An 18969-nucleotide genomic window follows, 5' to 3' on the forward strand; every position below is an offset into this window, starting at 1 on the left:
ATTATCGCTAAAGTCAGTCATATTGTGGATGTTACAGGCTGAGCATTATTCGTTCGCGAGAGATACACACTACTACCCGCAATGGAACTTATGCTATAAGCCTTGTGCTTTGGCCATTCGTAGCGCAATACGTGGCGCATCCCATAATGATGGTAGTAAAATCAAAGAGACAGGCACTGCAGTGATCACAATAAAAGATTGCAATGCCGATACACCACCAGAACCTAAAGAAATTAAGATAATTGCGGTTATTCCCATAACAACCCCCCAGAAAGCACGAATTAATGCATTAGGTTCAGTACTACCACTGATGACAACACTAATGGTATAAGTCATCGAATCTCCGGTAGTGACAATAAATATCGTGGTGAGAATAAGAAATAACAGAGAAACAATCGTCGGGAATGGTAGTTGTTGGGTGATTGCTAATAATGCCCCTGGGAGATTGAATCCTTCAAATGCTTTACTTACTGAGCCAGGATCAGCGATTTCAAATGCGACACCTGTACCGCCTACAATGGTGAACCAAAAGCAGGTAATTAAGGGCGCGCAAAGACTTAAGGTTAAGATTAATTGACGGATGGTGCGTCCTCGTGAAATTCGAGTGATGAAAATGGCCATCATAGGTCCATAACCAAGGAACCAACCCCAGAAAAAAACGGTCCACCAACTTAACCAATTTTCATCACCGCGGTAGGTTGCCATTGGAATGATATTATCGATCATCGTACCGACACCTTGTAAGTAACCACTGATAATAAACCCTGTTGGACCAACGAATAAGATATAAGCCATAAGTGCTACTGCAAGGATGATATTCCAGCGACTAAGTATTTGAATTCCGCGATTAAGGCCACTTAACGCAGATAATGTATAAATGGCGATTGCAAATAAAATAACAATAAATTGGGTTGTGAAACCATCGGGGATAGCAAATAGAGAATTAAGAGCAAAGCTGATTTGTAATCCTAGAAAGCCAATCGGGCCGATAGTACCGGCCGCAACTGCAATTACACAACAAGCATCAATAATTGCCCCAGTTGTACCTTTGAGGGCTCGATCACCTAATAATGGATATAACAACGTACGAGGCTGTAAAGGTAAACCTTTGTCATAATGAAGGTGAGATAAAATGATAGAAGTTAAGCAACCGGTAATCGACCATGCTAAAAATCCCCAATGCATAAAGGATTGTGCTAGAGCATTAATTGCGCGTTGCCATGGTGATGCGACTTCACCATATAACGGTGGTACGGTGATGTAATGGGCTATTGGTTCAGCGGCTGCCCAGAAGACTCCTCCGCCAGCGAGAAGTGTACAAAGTAGAATTGGAATCCAACGAATAGTTTCAATTTCTGGTTGTTCAAGATCACCGAGCTTAACATTACCAGTACGACCTAAAGCGAGCACTAATCCGATAATAAAAGTCAGTAATAATAATAATTGCCAGTAAGGGCCAAAAATTTTAATAGCCCATCCAAAGCCAGTATTTATTAAACTCGATAATAAGACGCTATCATATAGAGCTAAGGCTATAAATAGTGCAATAAATCCGCCACTTAACCACAGTACCGGATTGGTGAGACCGAAATTTTCAGCGGCAGAGGGTGCTGTTTTATTGCCTTTTACCGTGTTGGTCAAGTCGGACATTGGTTGTCTCCACACATGAGTGAATTAGCTGCAGTCACAGCGTCTAAAAGGTCATTGCCAACTTGGTTGTTATTGTTATTGGGCTAAATATTAATAATAGGCGGCAAATAAAAGTTGAGATCCTATTACTGGGTTAGAGTGTAGTATTGCTTGGTTGTTACAAACTTGATGACGTTGGATTATTGTTATTTATCAGATGGCTATGAGACCTTTTTTTAAAAAATTCAGCCAATTAGTACCGATAATTTGATTGCATTCGTGTTGATTAAAACCATGATCAAGCAGTCCTTGGTAAATATTCATCATGCCAGTGCTATTTTTGAACCAAGATAATGGCTCTGGCCAGCCCGCGTTATTTGATGAACCTTCACCATAATCAATTGTTTTTGACCAGCGGCCATTACGCATCCACTCGAGTACATGTTGAGGTTGGTTAAGGCATAAATCACTGCCAATACCGATATGTTCAATGCCTATGAGTGCAGCAGTATCTGCAATCATGTGGCAGAAATCAGTCAATGTGCATTGACTGCCATTGGGTAAATGAAACGGATATAAACTAAAACCAATTAGGCCATCTCGTTGGGTAAGTGCACGTAGTACGGTAGCTGATTTATTACGTAATGCAGAATGTGCAGTGCTCGGGTTCGCGTGGCTAATACAAAGGGGGCGCGAAGATAAATCAATCGCTTCTAAGGTTGAACGTTCCGCGCTGTGAGACATATCAATGATCATGCCGACTCGATTCATTTCACTGATCACTTGTCGACCAAATCGAGTTATTCCACCGTCATGTTGCTCATAACAGCCACTCGCGAGTAAGCTTTGGTTGTTATACGACAATTGCATGATTAATAATCCTTGCTGGCGCATGACTTCAACTAAGCCTATTTCATCGTCAATCGGTGAGCAGTTTTGAGCGCCAAGTAAAATCCCAATCCGCTCACTGGTTATGGCGAGAATAATATCTTTTGAGGAGCGAACTGGCATTATAAGATCTTGATATAATTCAAAATAGTGATTCCATTGAGCGAAACGAGTTAATGTTTCTCTGGCTGTCTCGTGATATACCAAAGTGATATGTACTGCTGTTATGCCACTATTTTTTAATGATTCAAAGTAGGCTCTATCCCAGCGACAGTATTGTAATCCATCGATAATAATCGGATTTTCGTTAGACATAGCAACCCCTCAATAAGCACGTTGATAGGTTGTTTTTACAATGGTGTAGAATTCTTTAGCGTATTGACCTTGTTCACGGGGGCCAAAACTGGATTGCTTTCGGCCGCCAAAGGGGACATGGTAGTCTGTGCCTGCGGTGGGTAAATTGACCATGACACAGCCAGTTTGTGCTTGTTGCTTAAACAATGTACTACTCGATAAGCTTTGGGTAATAATGCCACTGGTTAAACCAAAGCGAGTGTCATTTACTGTAGCAATCGCTTCATCTAAATCATGCACTCGAATAACACAGGCCATTGGTGCAAATATTTCTTCTTGGTTAATATCCCATTGATTTTTAGTATTTAAAAAGAGTGTTGGTGCCATATAAAAGCCATCATGCGCTAAGGTTAGCTGGTGGCCACCAATAGCAAGTTCAGCGCCATGTTGATGAGCTTTATCAACCCATAGCATATTATTTGTTAATTGATGACCATCAACGACGGGTCCCATAAAAACATCGTCTTCTAGTGCATGACCCACCTTCAAGCTTTCAATACGTTTAATGAGTGCCGAAATATAAGCATCATGAATATTGTCCATAACCACTAATCGTGAAGATGCAGTGCATTTTTGTCCTGTTCCAGAAAAAGATCCCATAATGGTTGCTTCAACCGCGATATCTATGTCGGCATCATCTGCGATAACTAAGGCATTTTTACTGCCCATTTCAAGTTGACTGCGCACAAAATTGGGTGCTGTAGCGGTCGCCACTTGGCGACCAACCTCAACTGAGCCTGTAAAGCTTACTGCATTAATTTGAGCTGAGTGGATCAGCGTATTACCAATCGTATTGCCACTACCAAGGATCAGATTAAAGGTACCGCGAGGAAGACCTTGGCGATGAATAATTTCAGTTAAAGCCATGGCACTGGCTGGGGTGAGGTTAGCTGGTTTCCAAATAACGCTATTCCCAAAGGCTAATGCTGGTGCTATTTTCCATGCGGCAGTTGCTGTCGGAAAATTCCATGGTGAAATAATAGCCACTACGCCAACCGCTTCACGATTTATTTCTATTGATACCCCTGGACGAGTCGATGTCGCGAGATCACCGATTTGACGGAGGACTTCTGCGGCAAAATACTGAAAAAATTGTCCTGCTCGGAAAATTTCACCACGGCCTTCAGCGATGGGTTTACCTTCTTCTTGTGATAATAAGCGGCCTAATTCATCACAGCGGTTAATGAGTTCATCACCAATAGCGTGTAATATTTTTTGTTTTTGTTCTAGGGGGGTTTTTTCCCATAGCGGCTGAGCTTCAATAGCTGCCTCAATCGCTTGTTGGAGTTGTTGTTCGCTAGCTTGAGCAAAATAACCGATGGGTGTAGAGATATCAGAGGGGTTGATATTGGTGATAGTAGTAAGACCACGTTGCCACTCTCCATTGATATAGAGGGCGCTTTCTGCTTGTCGAGGGATATCAAACTTAGTGGTTTCTATCATATAAAATCCTTTATATTCATTGTGTTAATTTATTTATTAGCAAGCAATGATAGACAGTGATCAATATAAGTATGTATCTGAAAATCAAACAGTGTGTATTTTTATCAGATTATTTATTAGCGGTGAGAAGGAATATGAATGGCAGAATCAGCAATTTCGGCAAGATATAAAATGGTTAATTACTTATAAGCTCTTATTATAATAAGAAATTTAGTAAAAAAAATGGCCTAACAGATGTTAGACCATTTTTAGATTCGTTATTTAACAACAATGTTGTTCTTACGAAGAATAACTTATGCTAGTAATTCGTTCGCAGTGTTTACGATGTTTTCAACAGTAAAGCCAAACATTTTGAATAGTTCTTCAGCTGGCGCTGACTCACCAAATGTTGTCATACCGATGATGCGACCGTTAAGACCTACATACTTGTACCAGTAATCAGCAATACCCGCTTCGATAGCAATACGAGCAGTAACATCTGCAGGTAATACACTTTCACGGTAAGCAGCATCTTGCTTATCAAATAAGTCAGTAGCTGGCATAGAAACTAGACGTACTTGACGACCAGCTGCTGTTAGCTCTGCGTATGCTTCTGCTGCGATACCTACTTCAGAACCCGTAGCGATCAAGATTAGCTCTGGCTTACCAGCACAATCTTTAAGGATGTAACCACCCTTAACGATGTTAGCTACTTGCTCAGCTGAACGATCTTGTTGAGTTAGGTTTTGGCGAGAGAAAATTAAAGATGTTGGACCATCTTTACGCTCAATCGCGTACTTCCAAGATACTGCTGATTCAACTTGGTCACATGGACGCCATGTGCTCATGTTTGGTGTTAGACGTAGAGACGACACTTGCTCAACTGGTTGGTGAGTTGGACCATCTTCGCCTAGACCGATTGAATCGTGTGTGTACACTTGGATGTTCTGAATTTTCATCAGTGCAGCCATACGTAGTGCGTTACGTGCGTATTCCATGAACATTAGGAATGTTGCGCCGTAAGGAACGAAACCACCGTGTAGCGCCATACCATTGATGATTGCAGTCATACCAAATTCACGTACACCGTAGTGAATGTAGTTGCCTGATGCATCTGTAGGTGTGATTGACTTAGAACCAGACCACATTGTTAGGTTTGATGGTGCAAGATCAGCAGAACCGCCCATGAACTCAGGTAATAGTTTACCGAATGCTTCAAGTGCGTTTTGTGATGCTTTACGTGATGCAATGTTAGCTGGATTTGCTTGTAAATCAGCAATAACTTTGCTTGTTTCAGCTTCCCAGTTAGCAGGTAGACCGCCGTTCATACGACGAGTAAACTCAGCCGCTAGTTCAGGGAATGCTGCAGTGTATGCTGCAAACTTCTCGTTCCAAGATGCTTGCTTAGCTTTACCTGCTTCTTTTGCATCCCACTCAGCGTAAACTTCAGTTGGGATTTCAAATGGGCCGTGGTTCCAACCAAGGAATTCACGTGCAGCTTTGATTTCTTCAGCGCCTAGTGGAGCACCATGACAGTCGTGAGAACCTGCTTTGTTTGGTGAACCAAAACCGATGATTGTCTTACAACAGATCAAAGTAGGCTTAGCTGTTTCAGCTTTAGCTTCTTCAATTGCAGCATTGATTGCAGCAGCGTCATGGCCATCAACGTGACGGATAACATGCCAGCCGTATGCTTCAAAACGCTTAGGAGTATCGTCAGCAAACCAGCCTTCAACTTCACCATCGATAGAGATACCGTTGTCATCCCAGAAAGCAACTAGCTTACCAAGACCTAGTGTACCCGCTAGAGAACATGCTTCGTGAGAGATACCTTCCATCATACAACCGTCGCCCATGAAAGCGTAAGTGTTGTGGTTTACGATATCATGACCTTCACGGTTGAATTGTGCAGCCATTGCTTTTTCAGCAAGCGCCATACCAACAGCGTTAGTAATACCTTGGCCTAGAGGACCTGTTGTTGTTTCAACACCAGGAGCGTAACCGTATTCTGGGTGACCAGGTGTTTTTGAATGCAGTTGACGGAAGTTTTTAAGATCGTCAATTGATAGGTCGTAGCCTGTTAGGTGAAGTAGAGAGTAAATAAGCATAGAACCGTGGCCGTTTGATAAAACAAAACGGTCGCGATCAGCCCATTTAGGATCTTGTGGGTTGTGGTTCATATGACCACGCCATAGTACTTCTGCGATATCAGCCATACCCATAGGTGCGCCAGGGTGGCCAGAATTTGCTTGTTGTACACCGTCCATGCTTAGAGCACGGATAGCGTTCGCTAACATTTTACGTTCCATAGAATTTTCACCAAATATTTAGGTAAATGTAAACTTAAGAAAGCGGCTACATGAGCCGCTTTCTGAATATAGTGCTTAGCTATTAAAGACGATCTGCGATCATTGTCTCTAGTTTGCCTTGGTCAACTGCGAAGTTACGAATACCTTCAGCTAGTTTCTCAACAGCCATTGCTTCTTGGTTGTGATCCCATAGGAACTCAGAGTGAGTCATCGCTGCAGGACGATCTTTTAGCTCAGTTGTTGCAACAAGTTTTTGCTCAACAACACCAGTCGCATCTTCAAGTTCTTGAAGAAGTTGTGGGCTGATAGTTAGACGGTCACAACCTGCTAACTCAAGGATTTCGCCGATATTACGGAAGCTTGCGCCCATAACTACAGTGTTGTAGCCATGCTCTTTGTAGTAGTTGTAGATGCTAGTTACAGAGATAACGCCTGGATCTTCTTGAGCTTCAAAATCACGGCCTTCTTTCGCTTTGTACCAATCCATAATACGACCAACAAATGGTGAAATTAGGAATACGCCAGCTTCAGCACATGCACGCGCTTGAGCGAAAGAGAATAGAAGAGTTAGGTTACAGTTGATGCCTTCTTTTTCAAGAATCTCAGCTGCACGGATACCTTCCCAAGTAGACGCTAGTTTAATAAGGATACGATCATTGCTGATACCAGCATCGTTGTAAAGTTTGATTAGGTGACGTGCTTTAATAACACTTGCTTCAGTGTTGTAAGAAAGACGAGCATCAACTTCAGTTGAGATACGGCCAGGAACAACATTAAGAATTTCTTTACCAATGTTTACTGCAAGCATGTCGCAAGTATCTTGGATTTGTTGTGCTTTATCATTGCTCTGTGCTTTTGCGTAAGCAATAGATTGGTCAATTAGAGGTGCGTACTCAGCAATTTGTGCTGCTTTTAAGATCAACGATGGATTTGTTGTCGCATCTTCAGGCTGGTATTTGCTGATATCTTTGATGTCACCAGTGTCAGCAACAACAGTAGTTAGTGCGCGTAGTTGTTCTAGTTTTGTGCTCATATCTATCGACCTTATGTATAGGGCTTATGTCATGATGGCATCAGTTATAGCCTGAAATGCCCGCATGTTCAAAAGAATTCATACTGACTCTTAACCACATTGATTATAACCATTAACTCACCAAGTGAGCAGATGGAATGCGCAAGAGCATTTGATGGATTGATAATTGTCTTTTTTGTCTTTATTGTCAATTTAAAATGGGAATAAATCATATTTAGATCGCAATAAAAGCGATTTTAAATTTCATTTATTGTTAATTCATGAGTTGGAGGCGTTTATTTACTTTTTAGAGGGTGAGCATTTGATCTGCTTGATGATCAAATGTTTGGTTGTGCGACGGATATAAAAGTTAAGGGTATAAAAGATATTGTTAAAATAAGATTAAAAAAAACCATCAGATCGTAATCTAATGGTTTCTTGTAGTGGTTTAACTTTAACTGTTTGATAAAATTAGAATTTGTAGTCAACACCCACAGAGTAAATCGTTGTATCTGAATCGATATTTAAACTTCTGTCATTATGACTATCTTCAAGTTCGGCTGTTAAATAATCAACACCAGCACGAACGTTTAAATGTTCAGCAACTGCAAAGTTAACTCCGGCGCCTGCCGTCCAACCAAAACCATCAACATCAATATCGCCACGATTTATGTCTTCATGGCCGTTATAATTAGCATCAGCAGCGACGTAAGCGATACCTGCTTTGCCGTAAACAGAGAAACGATCATTAAGTGGGAACATAATACGTGGCGTTAATGTCGCATAACCTTTTTTAACATGCTCTTGTTCACCGGTTTGACCGATTGTTGCTTCAAGGCCTAGGTTTTCAGTGAAGTTATAACCACCGTAAACACCGTAAGCAAGTACATCATCATCTAAGTTAAAGCTCTTGTCGTGTCCATGGGCACTAAGGTTAGTTGATGCATTACCGATGTTACCACCAATGTAAGCGCCTTGTTGATCGGCAATCGCTGAACCTGAAGCAAGAATTAATGCTAGTGGCAATAGTACTTTTTTCATGATGTTGTCCTTTTATTTCAATGAATAACTTGTGTTCTGATATTCATAGTACGGATAACATAATGAGAAATGTCAGGGTTTTGAAAGGTGTTTTATTATGAAGCGTTATTTTACAGATAGCTGATACTATTCTGACGTTCAGCTTACATTCAGCATTTTTTGCGGTCGGTTTTATGATTAGTTAGCGATTAATGATGCTTAGCGTTGTATATTTGAATGTAAATAAATCTACGGTTTTGGCTGTGATCGATTGGCTGTTATAGGGGATCATGTCAATCGTACATAATGGTAGTGAGGTGTTGTTAGGATAAGTCGGAGCCAAACTGAGCGTCGTTTTTGTTTGTATATAATAAAGGTTAATAGTGTCACTGATTGCAATTAGAGTGCTAAATAACGGTAAACGTGGTGATAGCTTATATAAAGTATATTCGATTGTGTAAAAGCTGTTGCTGTAACTGCGAGAGCCTCCTTTATCAAGATAGTCCTGATAAGCACTATTTTGATATACATGTGGTAATTGTAATAATAATGGCACTAAGAGATAGCTAAACCCAACCGCACTGACACTGTAAGTGATTAATGTGGATTTAGGAAAGGGAGCTAAAGCGAGGATCAAAGTGATACCGCTGGTTATTAGTATCTCAATAACATGATGTTGACCAAAATTGATGATGTCGTGGTTAGAAGCATTAATGATATTAACAATAATGTTAATTGTTAATGTAGAGTGATAACTGAGTTGTACAAAAAAAGTAATAACAATCAATAATACGATGCTATAACGGATTAAGTAAATTGAAGCACACAAGCGTAATAAAGCATAAAGCAGTGTGGCTTGTAGCAAACTGTGGGTCATTCCTCGAATAAGCTCAGCGTGTATTGTGGCTTGATTTGATACGATCCCTACAAACATACAGCTTAAAATAAGAGCGATATGACCAGTATATTGATTGACTGTCATTCTACGCTTCATGGCGTACTCTCGAAGTTAATAAGCTTTGTTTGCCCACTAATATGAACCTCATCGTCTATATTATTGCTGGTATCTTTTAACTATAGGCGAAGAAATTGTGTTGCTTTTAAAAAGCGTTTATTAATCCTAAAAGCACGACATAATAGCTATTGTAATAATTGTTCTAGTGTCATGGGAGAGGATATTAAGCCTAATTCTTGTGCTGGTGTGACCCCTGCTTTATTTTGGTGACAAAGGTTGTGCCAAGCGCGATAGATATCCAACAACGGTAATAAACTTGCAGGACGAAGTTTACGACGAGGCTCATTAACCATATGGCTAAATTGGTCATAAAACCGCTGTTGATAGCTAATTACCGCTCGGTGTGTGGCAACTGTTAACCAATGCTGCTGATTTTTTTTACTGCCACCAAGATGACAAATTCCTTTATTACCTGTTTTATTACGACTAAATGCCCACCGATCTCGCCACCATCCCATCAGTACGATATCAATTTTTTCAGCATGTTGTCCGTGTTGCCATTGATTGTCTTCAACAACATAAAGCGGGTCGATGGTGTGGTTATTAATACGATCAATAAAAACAGATAGGCAAGCTGAACGTAGTAATGTTTCCTGAGGCATAAATACCGTTAAGCTAGGAATACTCTGACTAAGTAATTCACGTAAATATAAAAAATGACTATATACCGTGTATTGAGGACGAATAAGGCAACCTTTGGTCGGGTAGTTAATAGTTACTTCACCACTAAGCGGATTTTCCATATTTTTTCGCGCTAAAATTTGACGATAAGTTGCATCAATATGAGCTAATAGCCCTTGTGATGTTGTCGATGTAGCGTGAGGATGATGGTAACTATGAGGCGCGATAAAACGTGTACCTATACGGTATGCGTCGTGATGAGCAACATATGTAGCTGCTGGTTGAGTTTGATAATTCACATGTTGACTAACAACATAGCCTGAATCTGTCTCAGCCGTTGCTATCCATAATACGCCATTATTACTGTGAGGTTGCAATGGAGCAAGATCAGTAGCTAGATGACATGCTTGCGCTTGTTTGCCTAGTCGTGCATCAAAAATCGTCAGTTGGCGACGACAACGAGCTGCAATATTATTAAGCTGATCATAAAAGGTCTTAGGATTCATAGTAAGACGGCGGCAAATTTCTCGTACCGTATATCCAGTAAATAAATACGCTAATATTTTTTGCTGTAATTGATGTTTGTTATTACTGTTTGACCATGGATCAACAAAAGTATGCTGACAGGCTTTGCAACGATAGCGTTGGCGTTCTCCACTAAAACCAAAGGCATGATAAAACTGACGATAGGTGAGAACGGGTAGTCCGTTATGTGGACAAGCATTATTTGAACAGGCTGCGAGGCCACTATTTTGTTCTAGTGTAAAGCGCTGTTTTTCTGCAACAACGTCATGATTACTGAGTACAGGCGGAAAAGCACCGCATTCGCGGCAAATAAGTACTGGACGTTGTAAATTATTATTTTGGAGTACATATAATTGTGGATCGGTACGACTAAAATTAGCACAAGCGACCGTTTTACAATAATTGAATTGAATATTATCACAGGCGGGTGGCAACTGATCCAACGTTGTTTGTGTTGAAGATAAAGTCATGGAGCGTCGCCTTTTGCATGTTAGGTGGAGGTGATTATACCCAACGGCAATGATGATGCTGAGATATTATTAACATTATTACTTTTATGGATAATTTAAATGCTAGCAGGTATAAAAAAGTGAAAAACGTGTCAGGAAGGCACGTTTTTCACTTTATGCTATAAAACTCTCGTCGCAGTATTACTGCTGTAAGAAATTATAGATTGATTGCAGTTTCTAGTGCGACGTTCATCATTTCGTTGAATGAGTGTTGACGTGCTTCGGCACTTAATTTCTCGCCGCGCTTAATGTGATCAGAAACCGTTAGAATAGTTAATGCTTTAGCACCAAGTTCAGCTGCAACACCATAGATACCAGCTGCTTCCATGTCTACACCTAGGATGCCTAGTTTTTCCATTTTATCGAACAAGCCAACTTCTGGGCTGTAAAATAGATCTGCTGAGAATACATTACCGACACGCACTGCAACATTTTGTGCACGAGCTTGGTTTACTGCTGTTTCAAGTAAGTGGTAGTCAGCAATAGCAGCGAAATCATGGTTAGCAAAACGAATGCGGTTAACTTTTGAGTCAGTTGAAGCACCCATAGCAATGATTACGTCCATTAATTTAACGTCATCATGAACAGCACCACAGCTACCAATACGAATGATGTTTTTAACCCCAAAATCTCTGATTAGCTCATGCACATAAATAGAGCAAGATGGGATCCCCATACCATGACCCATTACTGATACTGGTTTACCTTTGTAAGTACCAGTGAAACCGTACATGCTGCGAACATCACATACACGTTTTACATTTTCTAGGTAAGTTTCTGCAATAAATTGTGCGCGTAGTGGATCACCAGGCATTAAAATTGTTTCTGCAAAATCGCCAACTTCAGCATTGATATGTGGAGTAGCCATGAAGTGCTCCTTGGTTTATGAGTTATTCAGAAGCAAAGTTTATGCTTCAATTTATGGTAGTAGTTTATGGAATAAAATATTCACGCCTTGAGATCTAGATCACAAAAATCAGGCTGTTTCAGTAGATTAATGATGTTGATTACCATATCTGTTGAAAGTGTGAAGGGTATCGTTTTCTTTTTTATGGCTGTTTAAGTGAATTATTAGGCTGGAAGTGATAATTAAAATATTTAATTGATTGATTTATATATTTTTTGTTTTTGATCGATAGTTTTATTTATCTGTACTTAAAAAATTAATAACCACTAAAATGTAATGGATTACATTAAGCTGATTGTTATTGATGGTGTTTATGGTAAAAACAGTCATTCAAATAATGAGTGTTGAAAGAGGTTCTTCTTGAACATGATCTTGGGTAGAATTAACCCAAAAGGTCGCTGAGAATAATATGTATAATTTAACCCAATTATCAGACAGTGAGAGAATGCGTATCGAGTTAGATAAGCAAGCTTCTTACACCGTTTGGAAAGTGAAAAATGGCAAAGTCGGTTATGAGGCTTTTGCTGAATTAACCAATAATATTGAAGATGATGACGAGCGTGATTTTTGTCAGCAAGCCATTATGAAATATAAGACACTAATGGGTGTTAACTAATACCGAATAATAGCCATATAAAGCCCAGCATACAGATCCTATGTATGCTGGAGAAAAATAATAATTGATGCTAGATACTTAAATCATCTGAATGTTAATGATGATGCATTTTAGCCTGTTCATTACCAGTGTATGTCGCTGGTTTAACAGCAACATCCACTGTTATTTCACCAGCGTATTTAAAGATCAATGTCAGTGGAAAGTGTGAATCAATTGTTGGCACTTCGGTGAGATTAAATAGCATTACGTGAAAGCCACCAGGCTCTAATTGTTGCTGATGTTCAGCGGTAACTGTAATGGTATCAACCTGTCGCATTTGCATTAATCCATTGCCATTATTTAAAGTATGTAACTCGACAATTTCAGCGATAGGTGAGCGTGCTGCTATAAGGGTATCGTCAATCTTGCTGTGATTGATAATTGATAAAAAAGCGGCAGCAACCTTAGATGTGGGTGGAACAGCTTTTGACCATGGGTGATCGATTTCGATAGCCGTTGCAGCTACTGCGGTAGGGGTGGTGACTATAATAGTCATTAATAAGGCAGTAAGTATTTTCAACATAATGGCTTTCCTTTGCCTGTAATATGAAATTGAATGTACTTTAATAGTGTAGTATCTATGACGATATTTCGCCGGATGTGCCAAAAATTTACACGCTAATGGTTGCTGCTAATTTATTCGAGGGTGATGATAGTAACGATTATTTATTGAGCTTAGTGTTAATATTGTGCTCGCAATGATATTAATTGAGACTATTATTTTAATATTGCGTATTCTGTGTACAGAAACTGATCAAATGGTGAATTACAGTGAAAACAACTGAATTTTCTGCACTTGATGACGACAATGATAAACATGAGGTGTCGTTTTCATTACACGCAGAAAAACGTTCTGGGAATAGAGCGTCCCCGACGAATACTCCTGACTTTAGTCAACCAGCATCTAGCTCTGATGTTGTTAATGATAGGATGGTGACTGAAACAATGACAAAGCCACGTTCTAAGCGTTTAACGGATTGTCCTGCTTGTGATGGTAGTGTTTCTCGTCGTGCCCATTTTTGTCCTCATTGTGGTGAACCCGATCCTTCGCGTCATATGCAGCGAACACAATGGTTTTCTCGTATTGTGTGGACAATCATTATTGTTGCGGCTGGATGGTATGCTTATACTTCTTTGGTGCCGTTGATTGTTGATCGCCTTAAAGGCTGATGCCATAGATATAGCTATTAACACATTTTCGCTAATATTTAGGTATAAATATATTTACCCCAATAGTCGCTTATCGATTATTGGGGTTTTTTGTAGGTAATCAATGTGTTTTTTGCATGCCACGAGTTTGATTCATTGTACGTGAACCTGCGGTACCATAACTATTAATATCGTATCGATTAGGAGAATAGCCAATACGTGAGCGGTAACGTCGGTCGAGTGGATATAAATTAATATTGTAATTATCAATAAGTTGCTTGATCACCACATTCATTTCTTTTTGTGGTGTATTTTGTTCCCTAAGATAATAATAAAGGTTCTCTGCGCGTTGTTGATTCATTGTGCCCTCCAATAGGAAATGTTTGCTGATGAGCAATCAGGAATACACAGGAATTGGGGTTAAATAACATCAAAGGGGTTGATGTTGTGTTGGACTAATTATATTAAATTTAAAGTAAATGATAATAAGGTTAATACTTAAATTACTTTTACTTAATAGTAATAATGTATCGTTGATTGCGTTAATCGTTTCGTTATTTGAGTGCAAGTAATAATTTTAGTTGCTTAAAGGATTAATGCCCCTAACAATCAATTAGCCGTTAAATTAAGAGAAGACTCAGATGTTCAAGCAAAGTACCAAGATAAATATAGTGAGTATCGGAGTTGGGATATTAATTTTACCATGGCTACCGCTACTTATTAGTCAACATTCATTACTCAAAATGATGACCGATGCCATTGGTGGAATTGCGTTTGCATTAGCATGGGGAATTGGTTTGCCTGCGGTTGTAAGTTATGGTGTTGCGATAGTCGTTCTACTGGCACCAATGGCATTAGTGTTTTATTGGATAAAACACACACTAACGACCATCGCGAAGGCGTAGATAATTTATTCTGTAGTAGTAAAATCAAACACAATAACTACTACAGAATAATTAAGATCAATAATTAAACCAATTTATGCTTCGCTGATGGTAATAATGCTGATTTTTTGGTTTGGATAACGAATCTCAAGCTCCTGCTGTGCAGTTTTATGCGAGTCTAATTCACTGGCTGCATTAATGTTGTATTGGCAAGGAACATCAAAATGTGGCGATACAACATAAGTAACTTTGAAGTTTTTCATTGATAATAGCCTTAATTATTTAATCGAATAACTAAACGAATCGGCTGAAATTCTACAAATAATGCAGTGTTTTTAAATTGATCTGGCAACGATAAAAAGTGCTTTTAAGTAAATAATTGAGCAAACTTAAATGCCGGTTTTGTGAGCGATTTGGTGGTGATTGTTGCTGGAAGGCGGTTTAAAACGAATAAAACAAGAAGATTAATGATGATCTTCTTGTTTTAATTGACAGTCGATCTGCGGTAATTAATTAAACTTACGCACCTTCAAAATGATAAGTCATGTCTGTGGTATATGTCATTTTGGTAAATAATGTATTGGTTAACTGCTCCGTTAATGCCAATGCATCAGCGACCGTTTTTTTCTCAAACTCGTTGATTAGAGCCTGTGCTTTTTTAGGTTGGCGCTTGTAAATTTTTAGATAATTCTTTTCAAGTTCGCGTTGTTTAGATGCCGTCTGTATTTCAAACTTGTGATAAGCCGTTTGTACGATTGGAGAGAAGTCTTTCCAGTTTGTCATCGCTAACGTTTGTAGTTTACGGAATGCCCAGTTTGCAGATTCACTATCGGCTTTATTGGTACCGATAGTTAGTGCATGTGGAACTTCGGTCATACCTTGGTAATAAGGCAAGTAAACCCCAAGTGCAGTCATGCCATATGAGATGTATTCTACATCACCAATAGCTGTTGGTAAGTTAGGGCGCACTTGTAAGACATGTGATTCTTGGGTACGGAATACAGAAATAGGGCGGTAAGCTTCTTTAGGGTTTTGGGTTGCGTATGGGTCATGTGACGTACCTTGGTAATGATTACGTAACCCTTGTTCAACATCAGCAACGCTAAGTTTTTTGGTTGGTTTCAAGAAAACAGGGAAGGTTGTACCTTGATCTATCTTGGTTGTTAAACCTTGAGTGTACATGTGTTGTAATGTCCACACTCGAGGATAGTTATAAGTCACATCATTGGGTGTGTCTTGTGAATAAGCAGCATGGAAATTGAATGGCTTACCAGCTTCTGGTTTATATAAACCATGTTGTTCCGCAAAGCTAACTAATGTTGGTGATGCCATATAATTAGGGTTATTAGGTAAGTAAGTCGTTAAACGTCCTTGGTTTGCAGAAACAAAGTATTTATTTGCAGGAATTTTTTCTGCCATCCATTGATGACCACTACCACTTTCTAAATACCAAATACCGTCATTATCAACAAATGCAACCCCAAATCCTTCAGCAGCACCTTGAGTTTCAATGATCTTACCAAGTAACTCTACACCTTCTTTTGCAGAGTGAATACGCGGTAAAATCACGTTTTCAATAGCGTCTTCACCAATACCTGTTTTGGTTACATAGGGATCAGCTTTTAATGCTTTAGCGCCATTATAAATGGTTTCTGTTGCTGACATACCTACACCAGCAGAGTTAAAGCCTACCTCTCCCATACTTTTATTATGAGTATCAAAATCGGACATTGAGGTGTATTGCAATGCATCTTTTGCTGCAGGGTAGCTAAAATTATTCGCATTAGAATGGAAGTCACTTTGCTGCATTTTTTCTGCTGGGTGTAAAACAAAATGTTTAGCGTTATTTGCTTGGTAATCTTCATTACGAGCAATGATATAAGAACCATCCGTTGTGGCTTGGTTTCCGACTAAGATAGTAGTACAGGCACTGGCTGGAAAAGCGACAATTGCGGTTAATGCTGTGGTTACAGCTGATGCTAAAAACGTTATCTTTTTCATTTTATATATATATTGATTGAATAATAATTTAGTTATACGGGGAATCTTAGTGTGATTTTGTGAGGAAGGTCACTTTTGTATATCGATGATAGGTATAATTATTTTGCAGTTTTATACCTTATTATATTGATTTAAATTAAAATATTCGTTAATTAAGTATAGCAATTTGTGAGGATGTAGCGGTTATTTCTCGGGGTTGATGAATTATTAAGGTATTATAAATAATAGAAATTTATGATAAATATCAGTGATGTAATGTCATTTACTAGGGAATAAGAGGACGAGATTAACCCATGAGAAATAAAACATTCATTATCAGCGCATTTACTACGTTATTACTATCAACGTCGGCACAAGCTGCTGAATCTTTTGTTTTACAACCTGTTAGTGATAGTAATGCGATTGCACCGTTAGTTAAATTCGATGATAGCACTCATTATTTTGTTGGTATAACGGGTGGTACAAGTGATATTAGTATGACAGCTATTACGGCTAATAATACTCAGATATCTTCGCCTGATGCAGCAGGGTTTGTTGGTGCTGATATCGGTTTTTATACTGCTGGTGGTGCAGGGCGTATTTATTATAGTTGGCAGAAAATGTCAGCTCAGTCCAATTTGAATGGTACTAAAGCAATTGAAACTGATGTGACGTTGCATTTATTAAATGCTGATTATATTTTCCGTGCGGATAAAACAATTAATCCTTTTATTGGCGCTCATTTAGGCTACATGATGGCAGATAGCAAAGGTCAGGATTATGGTTCAAATAGTCAATCAGATAAAGTGCTTGGTATTCAAGCTGGCGTCGCTTGGCGTATTTCAAATCATATTACGGCTGAAATTGGAGTGCGTCATACCGCAACGCAAAGCGAAGATATTAAACCGTGGTCATCAAAGAAAATGACGTCACAAATAAAAAGTATTTCAACAGGGTATGCATCATTAAATTATCGTTTCTAAGATCATGTTTTGATTATATCCCCGTGTGATCATTGATTTGTGTAATAGCCTCGTTGAGTTATTTTCTTAAACGGTGAGAAAACTGAAGGTTTACTCATCCGTTTAGCCGCGTATAATGCATCCCCCTAGTAAACGACAACCATTATCAATAAAGGACTTCACCTTGAAGCTATTCGTTAGAGATCTCACTGTAATTGACGCATCTTACTTGTGCCCACAACGGGGAATGGTGGGTGAGAGTTGGATTCTTGATGTGGTGATGTCGGGTGAGTTGAATGAAATGAGCATGGTGCTTGATTTCAGCCGCGTTAAAAAGCAAATTAAACAGTTAGTTGATCAATATGTTGATCATCGGTTATTGATCCCTGCTGCATCAGCTGCAATTCAAACCGCGACAACTAAAGCAGAATACATGACGGTTGATTTAGTGAGTGATCAACACACGATTCACTTACATAGCCCTGAACAAGCATTTTGTTTTATTGATGCAGAAGCTATCACTATTGAAAGTGTGACGAAACATGTACAGCAAGTGTTGCTTGGTAATTTACCTGCCAATGTACAAGGCTTAGAAATCATTTTGCGTCATGAGAAAATTGATGGGGCGTTTTACCATTACAGCCATGGCTTGAAAAAACACGATGGTAATTGTCAGCGTATTGCTCATGGCCACCGTTCACCGGTTGAATTAGTAGTAAATGGTCAACGTAATGCTGATTTAGAGCAACAATGGGCGCGACGTTGGCAAGATATTTATTTAGGTTCACAAGAAGATGTTATCGGTGTCCGCGAGTTAAATTTAAGTGCGGCAGCGGCAAATATTAATGATGAAACGCATTATGGTTTTCGCTATACCGCCCCACAGGGTGAATTTGAATTAGCGATAGCAAAGTCAGTGACTGAAATTTTAGCAACCGACACCACTGTTGAGTTATTAGCTTGCTACATTGCTGAACAAATAAAACCACAATTAGTTGCAACTGATCGTCTTGATGTTTTTGCTTACGAAGGCGTAGGTAAAGGCGCGATGGTAACGATAGGCTAAAACTCTGTTTATTGCTTTGTAATTGATTAAAAAATAAAAAATAAGCCCAATGTGATATTTGT

Annotated in this window: 18 protein-coding genes; 5 read left to right on the plus strand and 13 right to left on the minus strand. The window is 39.3% G+C overall.

The genetic code is table 11. The annotated features are described in order from the left end of the window. Positions 1–93 precede the first annotated feature (93 nt). The 9 genes from C0W29_RS03235 to deoD form a co-directional block, all read right to left on the minus strand. Positions 94–1650: a BCCT family transporter gene (locus C0W29_RS03235; protein ID WP_045045073.1), complete on the minus strand. Its 1557-nt coding sequence runs from the start codon at positions 1648–1650 to the stop codon at positions 94–96. 192 nt (positions 1651–1842) lie between these two features. Then, positions 1843–2832 carry a membrane dipeptidase gene (locus tag C0W29_RS03240; RefSeq protein WP_045045072.1) on the minus strand — a complete coding sequence of 330 codons (990 nt, stop codon included), beginning with the start codon at positions 2830–2832 and terminating at the stop codon, positions 1843–1845. A gap of 9 nt (positions 2833–2841) precedes the next feature. After that, entirely contained in the window at positions 2842–4314 is a 1473-nt protein-coding gene (locus tag C0W29_RS03245; RefSeq protein ID WP_045045071.1) for an aldehyde dehydrogenase family protein, read from the minus strand. Positions 4315–4607: 293 nt separating this feature from the next. Then, positions 4608–6602, minus strand: a complete 1995-nt coding sequence (tkt, locus tag C0W29_RS03250) for a transketolase (protein ID WP_036792101.1) — start codon at positions 6600–6602, stop codon at positions 4608–4610. A gap of 82 nt (positions 6603–6684) precedes the next feature. Next, entirely contained in the window at positions 6685–7635 is a 951-nt protein-coding gene (tal, locus tag C0W29_RS03255) for a transaldolase (RefSeq protein ID WP_045042167.1), read from the minus strand. 450 nt (positions 7636–8085) lie between these two features. Continuing rightward, positions 8086–8655, minus strand: coding sequence for an outer membrane protein (locus C0W29_RS03260; protein WP_036792106.1), 570 nt, complete (start codon positions 8653–8655; stop codon positions 8086–8088). 181 nt (positions 8656–8836) lie between these two features. Continuing rightward, positions 8837–9628 (minus strand): hypothetical protein, encoded by a 792-nt coding sequence (locus C0W29_RS03265; RefSeq protein ID WP_146146381.1) that lies wholly within the window; start codon positions 9626–9628, stop codon positions 8837–8839. Between the two features lie 146 nt (positions 9629–9774). Beyond that, entirely contained in the window at positions 9775–11265 is a 1491-nt protein-coding gene (locus C0W29_RS03270; RefSeq protein ID WP_045042165.1) for a lactate dehydrogenase, read from the minus strand. Between the two features lie 196 nt (positions 11266–11461). Next, complete coding sequence (gene deoD, locus C0W29_RS03275; protein WP_045042164.1) at positions 11462–12172, minus strand: purine-nucleoside phosphorylase; 711 nt, start codon at positions 12170–12172, stop codon at positions 11462–11464. 448 nt (positions 12173–12620) lie between these two features. Between deoD and C0W29_RS03280 the strand changes: the two genes are divergently transcribed. Continuing rightward, on the plus strand, positions 12621–12827 hold the full coding sequence (locus C0W29_RS03280; RefSeq protein ID WP_036792112.1) for a DUF3283 family protein: 207 nt from the start codon (positions 12621–12623) through the stop codon (positions 12825–12827). A gap of 94 nt (positions 12828–12921) precedes the next feature. Here the strand turns inward: C0W29_RS03280 and C0W29_RS03285 are convergent, their stop codons facing one another. Next, complete coding sequence (locus C0W29_RS03285; protein WP_045045069.1) at positions 12922–13389, minus strand: copper chaperone PCu(A)C; 468 nt, start codon at positions 13387–13389, stop codon at positions 12922–12924. Between the two features lie 248 nt (positions 13390–13637). Here C0W29_RS03285 and C0W29_RS03290 point away from each other — a divergent pair, with 248 nt between their 5' ends. Further along, positions 13638–14036, plus strand: a complete 399-nt coding sequence (locus C0W29_RS03290) for a zinc ribbon domain-containing protein (RefSeq protein ID WP_235862079.1) — start codon at positions 13638–13640, stop codon at positions 14034–14036. A gap of 100 nt (positions 14037–14136) precedes the next feature. Here the strand turns inward: C0W29_RS03290 and C0W29_RS03295 are convergent, their stop codons facing one another. Then, the gene (locus C0W29_RS03295; protein WP_045042162.1) at positions 14137–14376 is read right to left on the minus strand and encodes a hypothetical protein; all 240 of its coding nucleotides are present in this window, start codon (positions 14374–14376) and stop codon (positions 14137–14139) included. A 310-nt stretch (positions 14377–14686) separates the two neighbouring features. Here C0W29_RS03295 and C0W29_RS03300 point away from each other — a divergent pair, with 310 nt between their 5' ends. Next, positions 14687–14920, plus strand: a complete 234-nt coding sequence (locus tag C0W29_RS03300) for a hypothetical protein (RefSeq protein ID WP_146145224.1) — start codon at positions 14687–14689, stop codon at positions 14918–14920. Positions 14921–14994: 74 nt separating this feature from the next. Here the strand turns inward: C0W29_RS03300 and C0W29_RS03305 are convergent, their stop codons facing one another. Then, the gene (locus tag C0W29_RS03305; RefSeq protein WP_107174117.1) at positions 14995–15162 is read right to left on the minus strand and encodes an addiction module component; all 168 of its coding nucleotides are present in this window, start codon (positions 15160–15162) and stop codon (positions 14995–14997) included. A gap of 256 nt (positions 15163–15418) precedes the next feature. After that, the gene (locus tag C0W29_RS03310) at positions 15419–16900 is read right to left on the minus strand and encodes a C69 family dipeptidase (protein ID WP_045045068.1); all 1482 of its coding nucleotides are present in this window, start codon (positions 16898–16900) and stop codon (positions 15419–15421) included. A gap of 293 nt (positions 16901–17193) precedes the next feature. On the opposite strand from C0W29_RS03310, the gene C0W29_RS03315 reads away from it, so the two are divergent. Both C0W29_RS03315 and C0W29_RS03320 read left to right on the plus strand, forming a co-directional pair. Beyond that, positions 17194–17862 (plus strand): outer membrane beta-barrel protein, encoded by a 669-nt coding sequence (locus C0W29_RS03315; protein ID WP_045042160.1) that lies wholly within the window; start codon positions 17194–17196, stop codon positions 17860–17862. Positions 17863–18025: 163 nt separating this feature from the next. Then, entirely contained in the window at positions 18026–18907 is an 882-nt protein-coding gene (locus tag C0W29_RS03320) for a 6-pyruvoyl trahydropterin synthase family protein (RefSeq protein ID WP_045045067.1), read from the plus strand. Positions 18908–18969 lie beyond the last annotated feature (62 nt).

Origin of the sequence: Photobacterium kishitanii (assembly GCF_003026355.1) — a bacterium.
Taxonomy (GTDB): Bacteria; Pseudomonadota; Gammaproteobacteria; order Enterobacterales; family Vibrionaceae; genus Photobacterium; species Photobacterium kishitanii.

What these genes read in the sequence shown, in the direction of transcription:
- C0W29_RS03235 (WP_045045073.1), bottom strand. Translation starts at nt 1,650, where the DNA reads ATGTCCGACTTGACCAACACGGTAAAAGGCAATAAAACAGCACCCTCT.
- C0W29_RS03240 (WP_045045072.1), bottom strand. Translation starts at nt 2,832, where the DNA reads ATGTCTAACGAAAATCCGATTATTATCGATGGATTACAATACTGTCGC.
- C0W29_RS03245 (WP_045045071.1), bottom strand. Translation starts at nt 4,314, where the DNA reads ATGATAGAAACCACTAAGTTTGATATCCCTCGACAAGCAGAAAGCGCC.
- tkt (WP_036792101.1), bottom strand. Translation starts at nt 6,602, where the DNA reads ATGGAACGTAAAATGTTAGCGAACGCTATCCGTGCTCTAAGCATGGAC.
- tal (WP_045042167.1), bottom strand. Translation starts at nt 7,635, where the DNA reads ATGAGCACAAAACTAGAACAACTACGCGCACTAACTACTGTTGTTGCT.
- C0W29_RS03260 (WP_036792106.1), bottom strand. Translation starts at nt 8,655, where the DNA reads ATGAAAAAAGTACTATTGCCACTAGCATTAATTCTTGCTTCAGGTTCA.
- C0W29_RS03265 (WP_146146381.1), bottom strand. Translation starts at nt 9,628, where the DNA reads ATGAAGCGTAGAATGACAGTCAATCAATATACTGGTCATATCGCTCTT.
- C0W29_RS03270 (WP_045042165.1), bottom strand. Translation starts at nt 11,265, where the DNA reads ATGACTTTATCTTCAACACAAACAACGTTGGATCAGTTGCCACCCGCC.
- deoD (WP_045042164.1), bottom strand. Translation starts at nt 12,172, where the DNA reads ATGGCTACTCCACATATCAATGCTGAAGTTGGCGATTTTGCAGAAACA.
- C0W29_RS03280 (WP_036792112.1), top strand. Translation starts at nt 12,621, where the DNA reads ATGTATAATTTAACCCAATTATCAGACAGTGAGAGAATGCGTATCGAG.
- C0W29_RS03285 (WP_045045069.1), bottom strand. Translation starts at nt 13,389, where the DNA reads ATGTTGAAAATACTTACTGCCTTATTAATGACTATTATAGTCACCACC.
- C0W29_RS03295 (WP_045042162.1), bottom strand. Translation starts at nt 14,376, where the DNA reads ATGAATCAACAACGCGCAGAGAACCTTTATTATTATCTTAGGGAACAA.
- C0W29_RS03305 (WP_107174117.1), bottom strand. Translation starts at nt 15,162, where the DNA reads ATGAAAAACTTCAAAGTTACTTATGTTGTATCGCCACATTTTGATGTT.
- C0W29_RS03310 (WP_045045068.1), bottom strand. Translation starts at nt 16,900, where the DNA reads ATGAAAAAGATAACGTTTTTAGCATCAGCTGTAACCACAGCATTAACC.
- C0W29_RS03315 (WP_045042160.1), top strand. Translation starts at nt 17,194, where the DNA reads ATGAGAAATAAAACATTCATTATCAGCGCATTTACTACGTTATTACTA.